This is a genomic window from Pseudomonas sp. CROZ-RG-20F-R04-15 (assembly GCF_022662375.1).
GTDB lineage: Bacteria > Pseudomonadota > Gammaproteobacteria > Pseudomonadales > Pseudomonadaceae > Aquipseudomonas.
Window position 1 is genome coordinate 1 of the sequence record NZ_JAKNQL010000076.1, and the last position, 457, is coordinate 457.

1 pseudogene is annotated in these 457 nt (G+C 60.0%); it reads right to left on the reverse strand.

Annotated elements, in window-relative coordinates:
• Positions 1-457: pseudogene (locus L8H52_RS30335) on the reverse strand (calcium-binding protein); the annotation flags it as partial.

Here is a 457-nt window from a genome sequence, read left to right on the forward strand (position 1 = left end):
CGTGCCGCCATCAAAGGCAATCGCCCGGCTATCAGCGACAAACGTATCGTTGAAGTTCGAACCACGCAGGCTTTCGATGTCGACGAAGGTATCACCGGTGGCAATACCGCTGTGCACGCCGGTCTTCAGGTTGACGGTCACGCCGACGGTGCTGTCGGTGTAGCCCGCAACGTCGAAACCGGCACCGCCGATAAACTGGTCAGCGCCGTCACCACCAAACAGGGTGTCGTTGCCGATGCCGCCAGTAATGATGTTGTCGCTGGCGTTGCCGTAACCGGTGAACGCGCCGGTACCGGTATAGGTCAGACGCTCAACGTTGGCGTTCAGGCCTATCACGCCGTAGTTGGTGCGCACTTCGTCATTGCCGCCGCCCACCTGCTCGATGACCGTCGCGTTACCCGTATTGAGGATGTACACATCATCGCCCGCACCACCTTCGAAGGTCGCCGAGATGGAA